Origin of the sequence: Streptomyces sp. NPDC102278 (assembly GCF_044766345.1) — a bacterium.
In the GTDB taxonomy this organism is placed as follows: Bacteria; Actinomycetota; Actinomycetes; order Streptomycetales; family Streptomycetaceae; genus Streptomyces.
In genome coordinates, this window is record NZ_JBIWLV010000001.1 from 959,440 (window position 1) to 973,953 (window position 14,514).

At 65.9% G+C, this 14,514-nt stretch carries 8 protein-coding genes; 1 reads left to right on the top strand and 7 read right to left on the bottom strand.

Features of this window, described 5'->3' with window-relative positions; genetic code table 11:
• Positions 1 to 83: 83 nt before the first annotated feature.
• From fusA to rpsL, 3 genes are read right to left on the bottom strand one after another with little or no spacing between them, the layout of a single operon-like run.
• Complete coding sequence (fusA, locus tag ACIRO3_RS04460; RefSeq protein ID WP_361779712.1) at positions 84 to 2,210, bottom strand: elongation factor G; 2,127 nt, start codon at positions 2,208 to 2,210, stop codon at positions 84 to 86.
• Positions 2,211 to 2,249: 39 nt separating this feature from the next.
• Positions 2,250 to 2,720 carry a 30S ribosomal protein S7 gene (gene rpsG / locus ACIRO3_RS04465; RefSeq protein WP_326588520.1) on the bottom strand — a complete coding sequence of 157 codons (471 nt, stop codon included), beginning with the start codon at positions 2,718 to 2,720 and terminating at the stop codon, positions 2,250 to 2,252.
• Positions 2,721 to 2,722: 2 nt separating this feature from the next.
• Positions 2,723 to 3,094 carry a 30S ribosomal protein S12 gene (gene rpsL, locus ACIRO3_RS04470; protein WP_007265893.1) on the bottom strand — a complete coding sequence of 124 codons (372 nt, stop codon included), beginning with the start codon at positions 3,092 to 3,094 and terminating at the stop codon, positions 2,723 to 2,725.
• Positions 3,095 to 3,516: 422 nt separating this feature from the next.
• Here rpsL and ACIRO3_RS04475 point away from each other — a divergent pair, with 422 nt between their 5' ends.
• Entirely contained in the window at positions 3,517 to 4,998 is a 1,482-nt protein-coding gene (locus ACIRO3_RS04475; RefSeq protein WP_404132206.1) for a DUF6056 family protein, read from the top strand.
• A gap of 160 nt (positions 4,999 to 5,158) precedes the next feature.
• On the opposite strand, the gene ACIRO3_RS04480 is transcribed toward ACIRO3_RS04475, so the two are convergent.
• The 4 genes from ACIRO3_RS04480 to rplJ form a co-directional block, all read right to left on the bottom strand.
• The gene (locus ACIRO3_RS04480) at positions 5,159 to 9,058 is read right to left on the bottom strand and encodes a DNA-directed RNA polymerase subunit beta' (RefSeq protein WP_404132209.1); all 3,900 of its coding nucleotides are present in this window, start codon (positions 9,056 to 9,058) and stop codon (positions 5,159 to 5,161) included.
• A 97-nt stretch (positions 9,059 to 9,155) separates the two neighbouring features.
• Positions 9,156 to 12,638: a DNA-directed RNA polymerase subunit beta gene (rpoB, locus tag ACIRO3_RS04485; protein WP_404132212.1), complete on the bottom strand. Its 3,483-nt coding sequence runs from the start codon at positions 12,636 to 12,638 to the stop codon at positions 9,156 to 9,158.
• 596 nt (positions 12,639 to 13,234) lie between these two features.
• Positions 13,235 to 13,618 carry a 50S ribosomal protein L7/L12 gene (gene rplL / locus ACIRO3_RS04490; protein ID WP_267796325.1) on the bottom strand — a complete coding sequence of 128 codons (384 nt, stop codon included), beginning with the start codon at positions 13,616 to 13,618 and terminating at the stop codon, positions 13,235 to 13,237.
• A 110-nt stretch (positions 13,619 to 13,728) separates the two neighbouring features.
• Positions 13,729 to 14,259 carry a 50S ribosomal protein L10 gene (gene rplJ, locus ACIRO3_RS04495; protein WP_008739730.1) on the bottom strand — a complete coding sequence of 177 codons (531 nt, stop codon included), beginning with the start codon at positions 14,257 to 14,259 and terminating at the stop codon, positions 13,729 to 13,731.
• Between the last annotated feature and the right edge of the window lie 255 nt (positions 14,260 to 14,514).

The following is a 14,514-nucleotide window of genomic DNA, read 5'->3' on the forward strand; positions in this document are numbered from 1 at the left end:
CCGGTTCCCCCGGGGCAGCGGGAGGTGTACTCCTGTTGCCCCAGAGGCTCCGGTGACAAGCCTAAAGCGTGTACTCGGAAGAGTTACTCGCCCTTGGCCTTCGCGATGATCTCCTCAGCGACGTTCCGGGGAACCTCGGCGTAGGAGTCGAACTGCATCGAGTAGCTGGCGCGACCCGAGGTCTTGCTGCGGAGGTCTCCGACGTAGCCGAACATCTCCGAAAGCGGCACGAGGCCCTTCACGATGCGAGCACCGTGACGCTCCTCCATGGCCTGAATCTGGCCACGGCGAGAGTTGATGTCGCCGATGACCTCACCCATGTAGTCCTCGGGCGTGGTGACCTCAACGGCCATCATCGGCTCAAGGAGCACGGGAGAAGCCTTGCGCGCGGCCTCCTTGAAGGCCTGCGAACCGGCGATCTTGAACGCGAGTTCGGAGGAGTCGACCTCGTGGTAGCCACCGTCGAGAAGAATGACGCGGACGCCGGTCATCTCGTAGCCGGCGAGGATGCCGAACTTCATGGCTTCCTGCGCACCGGCATCCACGGAGGGGATGTACTCACGCGGGATGCGGCCACCGGTGACCTTGTTCACGAACTCGTAGGTCGCCTCGCCACCCTCGATGGGCTCGATCGCGATCTGCACCTTGGCGAACTGACCGGTACCACCGGTCTGCTTCTTGTGGGTGTAGTCGTGACGCTCGACGGTCTTGCGGATCGTCTCGCGGTAGGCCACCTGCGGCTTGCCGACGTTCGCCTCGACCTTGAACTCGCGACGCATGCGGTCGACGAGGATGTCGAGGTGAAGCTCGCCCATACCACCGATGATGGTCTGGCCGGTCTCCTCGTCCGAGTGAACCTGGAAGGAGGGGTCCTCCTCCGCGAGACGCTGGATGGCAACACCCAGCTTCTCCTGGTCACCCTTGGACTTGGGCTCGATGGCGACCTGAATGACCGGGGCCGGGAAGTCCATGGACTCCAGGATGACCGGGTTCTTGTCGTCACACAGCGTCTCACCGGTGGTGGTCTGCTTCAGGCCCATGACGGCGACGATGTCGCCGGCGCCCACCGAGTCGATCTCCTCACGCTTGTTCGCGTGCATGCGGTAGATCTTGCCGATGCGCTCCTTCTTGCCCTTGACGGAGTTCAGCACCGCGGTGCCGGCCTCCAGGCGACCGGAGTAGATCCGGACGAAGGTGAGCTTGCCGAGGTGCGGGTCGCTCGCGATCTTGAACGCGAGGGCCGACAGCGGCTCGGAGTCGGACGGCTTGCGCTTGACCACGACCTCCGCGTCCTTGACGTCGTGGCCTTCGATGGCCTCGACGTCCAGGGGGGAGGGCAGGTAGCGCACGACGGCGTCGAGCAGGGGCTGAACGCCCTTGTTCTTGAACGCGGTGCCGCAGAACACGGGGGTGACGGTGGTGTCGCCGCCCTTGCCGGACGCGATGGTGATACGGCGAACAGCGGCGTAGAGCTGCTCCTCGGTGGGCTCGACGCCCTCCAGGAACAGTTCCATCAGCTCTTCGTCGTTCTCCGCGACGGCCTCGACGAGCTTGCCGCGCCATTCCTCGGCGAGCTCGGTGTGCGAGGCGGGGATGTCGACGACGTCGTACATCTCGCCCTTGGAGGCTTCCGCGGACCAGACGAGGGCCTTCATGCGCACCAGGTCGACAACGCCCTGGAAGTCCATCTCGGCGCCGATCGGGAGCTGCATGACGATCGGGGTCGCGCCGAGGCGGTCCGTGATCATGTCAACGCAGCGGAAGAACTCGGCGCCGGTACGGTCCAGCTTGTTCACGAAGCAGATGCGCGGCACGCCGTAACGGTCGGCCTGACGCCAAACCGTCTCGGACTGCGGCTCGACACCGGCGACACCGTCGAAGACGGTGACGGCGCCGTCGAGGACGCGGAGCGAACGCTCCACCTCGACGGTGAAGTCGACGTGGCCCGGGGTGTCGATGATGTTGATGGTGTGGTCAACGTCTTCGAGGGGCCAGTGGCAGGTCGTCGCGGCAGACGTGATGGTGATACCACGCTCCTGCTCCTGCTCCATCCAGTCCATCGTGGCGGCGCCGTCGTGGACCTCACCGATCTTGTAAGACACACCGGTGTAGAACAGGATGCGCTCGGTGGTGGTCGTCTTGCCCGCGTCGATGTGGGCCATGATCCCGATGTTGCGGACCTTGGCCAGGTCAAGCGAAGTGGTAGCCATAAGGCTTCGGTCTTCTCTCGGTCTCGATGTGGGGTGGGACTACCAGCGGTAGTGCGCGAAGGCCTTGTTGGACTCGGCCATCTTGTGCGTGTCCTCGCGCTTCTTGACGGCAGCGCCAAGACCGTTGGAGGCGTCGAGCAGCTCGTTCATGAGGCGCTCGGTCATGGTCTTCTCACGACGGGCGCGGGAGTAACCCACGACCCAGCGCAGCGCGAGGGTGGACGCGCGACCGGGCTTGACCTCGATCGGCACCTGGTAGGTGGCGCCACCGACACGGCGGGACTTGACCTCGAGCGACGGCTTGACGTTCTCCAGCGCGCGCTTCAGCGTGATGACCGGGTCAGCGCCGGTCTTCTCGCGGAGGCCTTCCATGGCGCCGTAAACGATGCGCTCGGCGGTGGAGCGCTTGCCGTTCAGGAGGATCTTGTTGATGAGCGACGTCACCAGAGGAGATGCGTAGACCGGGTCGATGATGACCGGGCGCTTCGGGGCGGGGCCCTTACGAGGCATTCTTACTTCTCCTTCTTGGCGCCGTAGCGGCTGCGGGCCTGCTTGCGGTTCTTGACAGCCTGGGTGTCAAGCGCACCGCGGATGATCTTGTAACGAACACCCGGCAGGTCCTTCACACGGCCACCACGCACGAGCACGATCGAGTGCTCCTGCAGGTTGTGTCCCTCACCCGGAATGTAGGCCGTGACCTCGATGCCGGAGGTCAGACGCACACGCGCGACCTTACGGAGCGCCGAGTTCGGCTTCTTCGGGGTGGTCGTGAACACTCGCGTGCAGACGCCGCGACGCTGGGGCGAAGCCTCAAGCGCGGGGGTCTTTGTCTTCTCGACCTTGTCCTGCCGGCCCTTCCGGACCAGCTGCTGGATCGTAGGCACTACTTCTCCGGTTTCTGTGTGCCGTGTAGTGAAACTAACCTGGAACTTGCCGACCCACGCGGTCGGGTGTGTCGGATCCGGCGGACCTCCGTGCAAGCACGGAAACGCTTGGATCGCGGCGGCTGATTCGGCCCTCGTGCGGTTGATGGACACGCACGGGACCCAGGCACACCCCAGGCACAAGGTATGAGCGTACCTACCTCATTGACTCCGGTCAAAACAAATGCTCCCGGGCACCTCCGGCGCGGGGCCCGCGGACCTCCCGGCCGACGGGCACCTCCTCGGCGCGCCGAGGAGGTGGGAGCGAGAGGGGCACGAAGTCTAGACTTCTACCCGATCATCCCCGGTCCCGGACGCCGTTCTCGCCCCACGTGGCACGGCGCGCGGCCGCCGCGGAACGGCCCCGTCGCGAAAGATCCCGAATGCCGCTCGATTCCATACGAGAACGCCTGCGTCCGCTGTTGTCGTACGCCGCAGTCGTCATCGCCCTCGCCGCCTCGGCCCTGCTGGCCGTCGGAGCCTTCCTGGGCCTCTACGTCCGCCCCACCTCGGATGACTGGTGCGCCGCCTGGAAGGCCCGCGACATGGGCGTCTTCGGGATCACCGCCGACTTCTACAACACGCAGAACGGCCGGCTCACCAACGCCTTCCTGAGCGGGATCGTCTACTCCGACGGGATCCTCGGCACGAAGGTCCTGCCCACCCTCATCATCCTGACGATGGGCGCCGGCCTGGTGATGCTGGCCCGCGTCGGCCTGCGCGCCCTGGGCTGGCAGGTGCCGATCGCGGTGCTGATCGCCGCGTCCGTCGTGGTGACCGCCCTCTTCTCCTTCGCGGGCACCCGCAGCTACCAGGCCCTGCTGTGGGCGCCGGCGACGATCTCGCACACGGTCCCCGCCATCATCGGGATCTGGGCCGTGCTGATCGCCGTCTGGGCCGGCCGTACGGACCGTGCCTGGCCCCGCCGCCTCGCCCTGGCCGCCGCCGTCCTGATCGGCTTCGGCATCGGCACCCTGAGCGAGCCCTTCACCATCGTGGGCGGCCTGTTCATGGGCGTGGCCATGCTGCTGAGCATCCCGAAGGTGGGGCTCGCCCGTACCTGGTGGTCGTTCACCTGGCTCGCCACCTACTGCGTCAGCAGCCTGGTCGGGCTGGCCGTGCTGTACACCTCCCCCGGCGCGAAGTGGCGCCGCTCGGTCCAGCCGCCCACCGACTCGATGCTCTCCGGGAAGGCGCTGCGCAAGTCCTTCGAGGACTGGGGCAACATCTGGGACGCGATCGGCGGCCAGTGGGCCTACCTCGGCGCCGTCGCCGCGGGCCTCCTGATCGGCCTGGCCGTCGCGTACCTCTCCCCCGCGGGCGCCGAGCGCGTCACCGCGATCCCGAGCCGCCTGAAGGTGCTCCTGATCGTCCTGCCGGTGCCGGTCCTGATGCTCGCCTCCTTCGTCGTGGCCATGGCCCTGAACAACGGCTACGGCCCCACCGGCTGGACCTACGCGCGGACCTGGAACAGCTTCATGGTCCCGTTCCTGATGACGCTCTGCCTGTACGGGATCCTGGCCGGCCGCGCGATCGGCGTGCGGCTCGCCTCCGCCGACCGCGGCAGCCTGCTCCCGGGCGCCGTCGTCGTGGTCCTCGCCGCCGGGTTCACCGTCGCCTCGGTGGGCGCCCTCGTGCCCGCCGTGCAGGAGATGACCAAGGACACCGTCTACCGCTCCCTGGTGTGGGACAAGCAGGACGCCCGGATCCGCAAGGAGGCCTCCCGCGGTGCGACGGACGTGATGTACAAGCCCTCGTACATCGGGAAGCTCGCCGAGCCGTACTTCACCAAGAACAAGGACAAGGACTGGGTCGCCCAGTGCGTGTCGAAGTACTACGGCGTCGAGGACATCCACAAGCCCTGATCCCGCGGCCCTCCCCCGGCGCCTCCCGGATCCCGGGGGGGCGCCGGCGCCGTACGGCCCCCGGACGGCCCGGTGCGGCCCCCGGACGGCAAGCGGTCCCCGGACACGAAGAAGCCCCCCACCGCTCCTCTCGGAGCGGTGGGGGGCTTCTCTGTGACCCTTAGCCGTTGTACGGGCCGTAGTCGTAGTCCTCCAGCGGGACAGCCTGGCCGGAGCCGGTGCCGAAGGGCGAGTAGTCGATGTCGTCGTAGCCGACGGCCGAGTACATCGCGGCCTTGGCTTCCTCGGTGGGCTCGACCCGGATGTTGCGGTAGCGGGACAGACCCGTACCGGCCGGGATGAGCTTACCGATGATGACGTTCTCCTTGAGGCCGATCAGGGAGTCGGACTTGGCGTTGATCGCCGCGTCCGTCAGAACCCTGGTCGTCTCCTGGAAGGACGCCGCCGACAGCCACGACTCGGTGGCGAGCGAGGCCTTGGTGATACCCATCAGCTGCGGACGGCCGGAGGCGGGGTGACCGCCCTCGGTGACCACACGACGGTTCTCGGTCTCGAACTTCGACCGCTCGACGAGCTCGCCCGGCAGGAGCTCCGCGTCGCCGGACTCGATGATCGTCACGCGGCGGAGCATCTGCCGAATGATGATCTCGATGTGCTTGTCGTGGATCGACACGCCCTGCGAGTTGTAGACCTTCTGGACTTCGCCGACCAGGTGGACCTGGACCGCGCGCTGACCGAGGATGCGCAGCACGTCGTGCGGGTTGGTGGCACCCATGGTGAGCTTCTGGCCCACCTCGACGTGGTCGCCCTCGTGCACGATGACCTTGGCGCGCTTGGAGATCGGGAACGCCGTCTCCTCGCTGCCGTCGTCGGGCGTGATGACGATCTTCTTCGTCTTCTCGGTCTCCTCGATCCGCACGCGACCGGCGGCCTCGGAGATCGGGGCGACACCCTTCGGGGTACGGGCTTCGAAGAGCTCGACGACACGCGGCAGACCCTGCGTGATGTCGTCACCGGCCACACCACCGGTGTGGAAGGTACGCATCGTCAGCTGGGTACCGGGCTCACCGATGGACTGGGCGGCGATGATGCCGACCGCCTCACCGATGTCGACCAGCTTGCCGGTGGCGAGCGAGCGTCCGTAGCAGAAGGCACAGGTGCCGACCGCGGACTCACAGGTCAGGACCGAGCGGGTCTTGACCTCCTCGACGCCGTTGGCGATGAGGGCGTCGATGAGCACGTCACCGAGGTCCACGTTGGCCGGCGCGATGACCTTGCCGTCGATGACGACGTCCTCGGCCAGCATGCGGGCGTAGATGGAGGTCTCGACGTCGTCGGCCTTGCGCAGAACGCCGGCCTCGTCCTTGACACCGATCTTGAGCTTGAGGCCGCGCTCGGTGCCGCAGTCCTCCTCGCGGATGATGACGTCCTGCGAGACGTCCACCAGACGACGGGTGAGGTAACCCGAGTCGGCGGTACGCAGGGCGGTGTCCGCCAGACCCTTACGGGCACCGTGCGTGGAGATGAAGTACTCCAGAACGGTGAGGCCCTCACGGAAGGACGCCTTGATCGGACGCGGGATGGTCTCGTTCTTCGCGTTCGACACCAGACCACGCATACCGGCGATCTGTCGCATCTGCATCATGTTTCCTCGGGCACCCGAGTCAACCATCATGAAGATGGGGTTCGTCTTGGGGAAGTTCGCGTTCATCGCCTCGGCAACCTCGTTGGTCGCCTTGGTCCAGATCGCGATGAGCTCCTGCGTGCGCTCGTCCTTGGTGATCAGACCGCGCTCGTACTGCTTCTGGACCTTCTCGTCCATCGCCTCGTAGCCCGCGACGATGGCCTTCTTGGCCTCGGGCACGACGACGTCGGAGATGGCCACGGTGACGCCCGAACGGGTCGCCCAGTGGAAGCCGGCCGCCTTCAGGTTGTCGAGCGTCGCCGCCACGATGACCTTGGGGTAGCGCTCCGCCAGGTCGTTGACGATCTCGGAGAGCTGCTTCTTGCCCACCGAGTAGTCGACGAACGGGTAGTCCTCGGGCAGCAGCTCGTTGAAGAGCGCGCGACCCAGGGTCGTCTTCAGACGGAAGCTGTCGCCCGGCTGGAACTCCTGCTCGCCTTCCTCGGCGATCGGCGCCACCCAGCCGCGCGGCGGGATGGTGCCCACCGGGAAGCGGATGTCGACGGCCGACTGGAGCGCGAGCTCGCCGTTGTCGAACGCCATGGTCGCCTCGGCCGTGGAGCCGAACGCGCGGCCCTCGCCCTTGACGTCACGGAGCTCGCCGTCGGTGGTGAGGAAGAACAGACCCAGCACCATGTCCTGCGTCGGCATGGTGACGGGACGACCGTCGGCCGGCTTCAGGATGTTGTTCGAGGACAGCATCAGGATGCGGGCCTCGGCCTGCGCCTCTGCCGACAGCGGCAGGTGCACGGCCATCTGGTCACCGTCGAAGTCCGCGTTGAACGCGGTGCAGACGAGCGGGTGGATCTGGATGGCCTTGCCTTCGACCAGCTGGGGCTCGAAGGCCTGGATGCCGAGGCGGTGCAGCGTGGGCGCACGGTTCAGCAGAACCGGGTGCTCGGCGATGACCTCTTCGAGCACGTCGTAGACGACCGTGCGGCCGCGCTCGACCATGCGCTTCGCCGACTTGATGTTCTGCGCGTGGTTCAGGTCGACCAGGCGCTTCATCACGAACGGCTTGAAGAGCTCCAGCGCCATGGCCTTGGGCAGACCACACTGGTGCAGCTTCAGCTGCGGACCGACGACGATCACGGAACGCGCGGAGTAGTCCACGCGCTTGCCGAGGAGGTTCTGACGGAATCGACCCTGCTTGCCCTTGAGCATGTCGCTCAGGGACTTCAGGGGGCGGTTGCCGGGACCGGTGACCGGACGACCACGACGACCGTTGTCGAAGAGGGCGTCGACCGCCTCCTGGAGCATGCGCTTCTCGTTGTTCACGATGATCTCGGGGGCACCGAGGTCGAGAAGGCGTTTCAGGCGGTTGTTGCGGTTGATCACGCGGCGGTACAGGTCGTTCAGGTCGGAGGTCGCGAAGCGGCCACCGTCCAGCTGCACCATCGGACGCAGGTCCGGCGGGATGACCGGCACGCAGTCCAGAACCATGCCCTTGGGCTTGTTGCTGGTCTGCAGGAACGCGGAGACGACCTTGAGGCGCTTGAGCGCGCGGGTCTTCTTCTGGCCCTTGCCGGTACGGATGATCTCGCGGAGGCGCTCGGCCTCTTCCTCGAGGTCGAAGGACTCCAGGCGCTTCTGCAGCGCGGCGGCGCCCATGCAACCGTCGAAGTACGTGCCGAAGCGGTCACGTAGCTCGCGGTAGAGGAGCTCGTCGCCCTCCAGGTCCTGGACCTTGAGGTTCTTGAAGCGGGCCCACACCTCGTCGAGGCGGTCGATCTCGCGCTGGGCGCGGTCACGGAGCTGCTTCATCTCGCGCTCGGCACCTTCGCGCACCTTGCGGCGTACGTCGGCCTTCGCGCCCTCGGCCTCGAGCTCGGCCAGGTCGGTCTCGAGCTTCTTGGCCCGGCCTTCGAGGTCCGCGTCACGGCGGTTCTCGATCTGCTGGCGCTCGACGGAGACGTGCGCCTCCAGCGACGGGAGGTCGCGGGTGCGACGCTCGTCGTCGACGAACGTGATCATGTACGCGGCGAAGTAGATGACCTTCTCGAGGTCCTTCGGCGCGAGGTCCAGCAGGTATCCGAGGCGCGACGGGACGCCCTTGAAGTACCAGATGTGGGTGACGGGAGCGGCAAGCTCGATGTGGCCCATCCGCTCACGACGCACCTTGGCGCGCGTGACCTCGACGCCGCAGCGCTCGCAGATGATGCCCTTGAAGCGGACACGCTTGTACTTGCCGCAGTAGCACTCCCAGTCCCGGGTCGGACCGAAGATCTTCTCGCAGAAGAGTCCGTCCTTCTCGGGCTTGAGGGTGCGGTAGTTGATGGTCTCCGGCTTCTTGACCTCGCCGTGCGACCAGGTTCGGATGTCGTCCGCGGTGGCAAGGCCGATCCGCAGCTCGTCGAAGAAGTTGACGTCGAGCACTGTGCGTCAATCCCTCTTTCGGGGTCGAGTCTCAATCATGGTCTGAACGGTCCCGGGGATGACGGGGGGCTCTTGAGCGAGCCCCCCGTCAGGCCCGTCAGACCTCTTCGACGCTGCTCGGCTCGCGCCGGGACAGGTCGATACCGAGCTCCTCCGCCGCGCGGAAGACGTCCTCGTCGGTGTCGCGCATCTCGATGGACATGCCGTCCGAGGACAGCACCTCCACGTTGAGGCAGAGCGACTGCATTTCCTTGATGAGCACCTTGAAGGACTCGGGAATGCCCGGCTCGGGGATGTTCTCGCCCTTGACGATGGCCTCGTAGACCTTCACGCGGCCGGTGACGTCATCGGACTTGATGGTCAGCAGCTCCTGGAGGGCGTAAGCGGCGCCATAAGCCTCGAGCGCCCACACCTCCATCTCACCGAAGCGCTGGCCACCGAACTGCGCCTTACCACCCAGCGGCTGCTGCGTGATCATCGAGTACGGACCGGTCGACCGAGCGTGGAGCTTGTCGTCGACCAGGTGGTGGAGCTTGAGGATGTACATGTACCCGATGGAGACCGGGTCCGGGAACGGCTCGCCGGAGCGGCCGTCGAACAGACGCGCCTTGCCGGACGGGAGGACCAGGCGGTCACCGTCGCGGTTCGGGATGGTGTGCTCGAAGAGGCCGGCGAGTTCGTCCTCGCGGGCACCGTCGAACACCGGGGTGGCGACGTTGGTACCGGGCTCGACGCGGTCGGCACCGATGACCTTCAGTCGCTCGGCCCACTCCTCGGCGAGACCGGAGACGTCCCAGCCGCGGCTGGCGAGCCAGCCGAGGTGGATCTCCAGGACCTGTCCCGGGTTCATTCGGGACGGGACACCCAGGGGGTTCAGGATGATGTCGACCGGCGTGCCGTCCTCAAGGAAGGGCATGTCCTCGATCGGAAGGATCTTGGAGATGACACCCTTGTTGCCGTGGCGGCCGGCGAGCTTGTCACCGTCGGTGATCTTGCGCTTCTGGGCGACGTAGACACGAACCAGCTGGTTCACGCCCGGAGGAAGCTCGTCGCCCTCCTCGCGGTCGAAGACGCGGACACCGATGACCTTGCCGATCTCACCGTGAGGGACCTTCAGCGAGGTGTCACGCACCTCGCGGGCCTTCTCACCGAAGATCGCGCGGAGCAGACGCTCCTCCGGGGTCAGCTCGGTCTCGCCCTTGGGCGTGACCTTGCCGACCAGGATGTCGCCGGCGACGACGTCCGCACCGATGCGGATGATGCCGCGCTCGTCGAGGTCGGCGAGGACCTCCTCGGAGACGTTCGGGATGTCCCGGGTGATCTCCTCGGGGCCCAGCTTGGTGTCACGGGCGTCGACCTCGTGCTCCTCGATGTGGATCGAGGAGAGGACGTCGTCCTGCACGAGGCGCTGCGACAGGATGATCGCGTCCTCGTAGTTGTGACCTTCCCAGGGCATGAACGCCACGAGCAGGTTCTTGCCGAGGGCCATTTCGCCCTCTTCGGTCGCGGGACCGTCGGCGAGGACCTGGGACTCGATGATCCGGTCACCCTCGTTGACGATGACCTTCTGGTTGACCGAGGTGCCCTGGTTCGAGCGGGAGAACTTCGCGACGCGGTACGTGGTGTACGTGCCGTCGTCGTTGGCGACGGTGATGTAGTCGGCCGAGACCTCCTGGACCACACCGTCCTTCTCCGCGCGGATCGAGTCACCGGCGTCGACGGCGCAGCGGTACTCCATGCCGGTGCCGACGAGCGGCGCCTCCGCCTTGATGAGCGGAACGGCCTGGCGCATCATGTTCGCGCCCATGAGGGCACGGTTGGCGTCGTCGTGCTCCAGGAAGGGGATCATCGCGGTCGCGACGGACACCATCTGGCGCGGGGAGACGTCCATGTAGTCGACGTCGTCGCCGGCGATGTAGTCGATCTCGCCACCACGGCGGCGAACCAGTACGCGGTTCTCCGTGAAGCGCATGTCGTCGGACAGGCCGGCGTTGGCCTGGGCGATGACGAAGCGGTCTTCCTCGTCCGCGGTCAGGTAGTCGACGTCGTCCGTGACGACACCGTCGATGACCTTGCGGTACGGGGTCTCGACGAAACCGAACGCGTTGACGCGACCGTAGGACGCGAGCGAGCCGATCAGACCGATGTTCGGGCCTTCAGGGGTCTCGATCGGGCACATGCGGCCGTAGTGCGACGGGTGCACGTCACGGACCTCGAAGCCGGCCCGCTCACGCGAGAGACCACCCGGACCGAGCGCCGACAGACGGCGCTTGTGGGTGAGACCCGACAGCGGGTTGTTCTGGTCCATGAACTGCGACAGCTGGCTGGTGCCGAAGAACTCCTTGATGGAGGCGACGACCGGCCGGATGTTGATCAGGGTCTGCGGCGTGATCGCCTCGACGTCCTGAGTCGTCATGCGCTCGCGGACGACGCGCTCCATACGAGCCAGACCCGTGCGGACCTGGTTCTGGATGAGCTCGCCGACGTTGCGCAGACGACGGTTGCCGAAGTGGTCGATGTCGTCGGTCTCGACGACGATCGAACGGCCCGACTCACCGGTCGTCTCGGTCTCACCGGCGTGCAGCTTGACCAGGTACTTGATGGTCGCGATGACGTCGTCGGTGGTGAGCACGCCGGCGTCCAGCGGCTCGTCCGCGCCGAGCTTCTTGTTCACCTTGTAGCGGCCGACCTTCGCGAGGTCGTAGCGCTTCGGGTTGAAGTAGAGGTTCTCGAGCAGCGTCTGAGCGGCCTCGCGGGTCGGCGGTTCGCCCGGACGCAGCTTGCGGTAGATGTCGAGCAGCGCGTCGTCCTGGCCCTGGGTGTGGTCCTTCTCCAGGGTGGCGCGCATGGACTCGTACTCGCCGAACTCCTCGAGGATCTGCTCGGTGGTCCAGCCGAGAGCCTTCAGGAGGACGGTGACCGACTGCTTGCGCTTGCGGTCGATGCGGACACCGACCATGTCGCGCTTGTCGATCTCCATCTCCAGCCAGGCACCCCGGGACGGGATGATCTTGGCTGCGAAGATGTCCTTGTCGGACGTCTTGTCGATGGAGGAGTCGAAGTAGACACCAGGGGAACGGACCAGCTGCGACACGACGACACGCTCGGTGCCGTTGATGACGAAGGTGCCCTTGTTGGTCATGAGCGGGAAATCGCCCATGAAGACCGTCTGAGACTTGATCTCTCCGGTCTCGTTGTTCGTGAACTCGGCGGTGACGAAAAGCGGCGCCGCGAACGTGAAGTCGCGGTCCTTGCACTCGTCGACCGAGTTCTTCGCCGGCTCGAAACGGTGGTCGCGGAACGTCAGCGACATCGACCCGGAGAAGTCCTCGATCGGCGAGATCTCCTCGAAGATCTCTTCCAGACCGGACTTGGTGGGAACGTCCTGTCCGCTCTCAAGCGCCGACTCGACGCGAGACTTCCAGGCGGCGTTGCCGAGCAGCCAGTCAAAGCTCTCGGTCTGCAGCGCCAGGAGGTTCGGAACCTCGAGGGGCTCCTTGATCTTTGCAAAGGAGATGCGCAGCGGGGCGGTGCTGGCACCGTTGTTCGTATTGGTCGAGGCGTTGCGCGAGGCGGCCAAGAGGGGGTCCTTCCGAGGGCTCGGACTCACTACGCGCGTACCGGTCCCAGCCGACACAGAAGACGGACGCCCCCGATCTGGCCGAAAGACCAGGTCAGGGCGGATCAATCAAGTGTGCTCAAGCGTGGGCATGCCCCTGGCGACGGGCAGGGGGCAGCTAACAGGCAGCGCAAAGGGTCAGTGTAGCCACTCGGCTCACTGATGTCCAGACCAGGTTTCCGGAAACCGGCAACAGGCCTTCCCCGTGTCGTTTAAAAACCAACCCTGCATCCAACGCTGCGGCGCTCTCGTACACAGAGCGCGTATCAGTACTGCCCTCTTCGTAGTCGATCCATGCCTCGGATCGTGGATCCACGCCTCGGAGTCACCGGAGCGAGCCGACCCATCTCACGACGGGTCTGAGAATTGCGCGCCACCGGCCGTTCGTCAAGGCCCCCTGCTCCGAGCGGATCATCTCCGGACCCTGCTTCGAGGCAACGAAGATCACCCTACTCCCCAACGAGACCAGGGCAAGTCAGGCACTCCGGGTACGCCAAAGGGCGACCACCCTTACGGGTGATCGCCCTTTGAAGAGGCTTCAGAGAGCCTCTGAGGTGTTACTTGACCTCGACAGCCGCGCCGGCAGCCTTGAGGGACTCGGCGGCCTTGTCAGCGGCCTCCTTGGCGACCTTCTCGAGAACCGGCTTCGGAGCGCCGTCGACGAGGTCCTTGGCCTCCTTCAGACCCAGGGAGGTCAGCTCGCGCACGACCTTGATGACCTGGATCTTCTTGTCACCGGCGCCGGTGAGGATGACGTCGAACTCGTCCTGCTCCTCAGCAGCCTCGGCAACGGCGCCCGGGCCGGCCGGACCGGCAACGGCGACGGCCGCGGCGGCGGTGACGTCGAACTTCTCCTCGAAGGCCTTCACGAACTCGGAGAGCTCGATGAGGGTCATCTCCTCGAACTGGGCGAGGAGGTCGTCCTGAGAGAGCTTCGCCATGATGGGCGATCCTTCCACTAATTCGGCAGGTGCCGGATGTATATAGAGGCGGGCGTAACGGCCCGCTACGACCCACGCACTAGGCGGCGTGGATCAGTGCGCGAGCCGAATTACTCGGCACCGCCCTGCTCGGCGAGCTTGACGCGAAGCGCTTCCGCGGTGCGGACGAACTTCGACGGCAGCGCCTGGAAGAGCGAGGCAGCCTGAGACTGCTTGCCCTTGAACGCGCCGGCCAGCTTGCTGAGCAGAACCTCGCGGGACTCGAGGTCCGCAAGCTTCTTGATCTCATCGGCGGTGAGCGCCTTACCATCAAGGACACCCGCCTTGATGATGAGGTTCGGGTTGTCCTTGGCGAAGTCACGCAGGCTCTTCGCCGACTCCACCGGGTCACCGGTGATGAAGGCGACCGCGGTCGGACCAGCGAAGTGCTCGTCCAGCGCGGTGATCCCGGCCTGGTTGGCCGCAATCTTGGTCAGCGTGTTCTTCACCACGGCGTACTGGGCGTTCTCACCGAGCGAACGACGCAGCGTCTTGAGCTGCGCCACGGTGAGACCCCGGTACTCGGTCAGCACGGCGGCGTTCGAGCTCTGGAACGCGTCCTTGAGCTCGGCTACCGCGGCAGCCTTGTTGGGCGTCGGCATAGCGCTTCGGCCTCCTTCCGGGTGATGAGGACCGCTCAGAAGGGGCTGGACAACAAGAACGCCCCGGCGCAAGCGCACGGGGCGTAGCTCAACCGAATGAATCCGGGAACTTTCCACGAACACCTGCGCAGGACGTCCGCGTTCAGCGGATCCTTCGGCCACCGCACCCTTGCGAGCACGGCAACGACCAGCGGTCTTTGGCTTCTGGGGAATCGTACGTGAACCAGGCGATGTCAAGCAAATCCGCTCGGAATC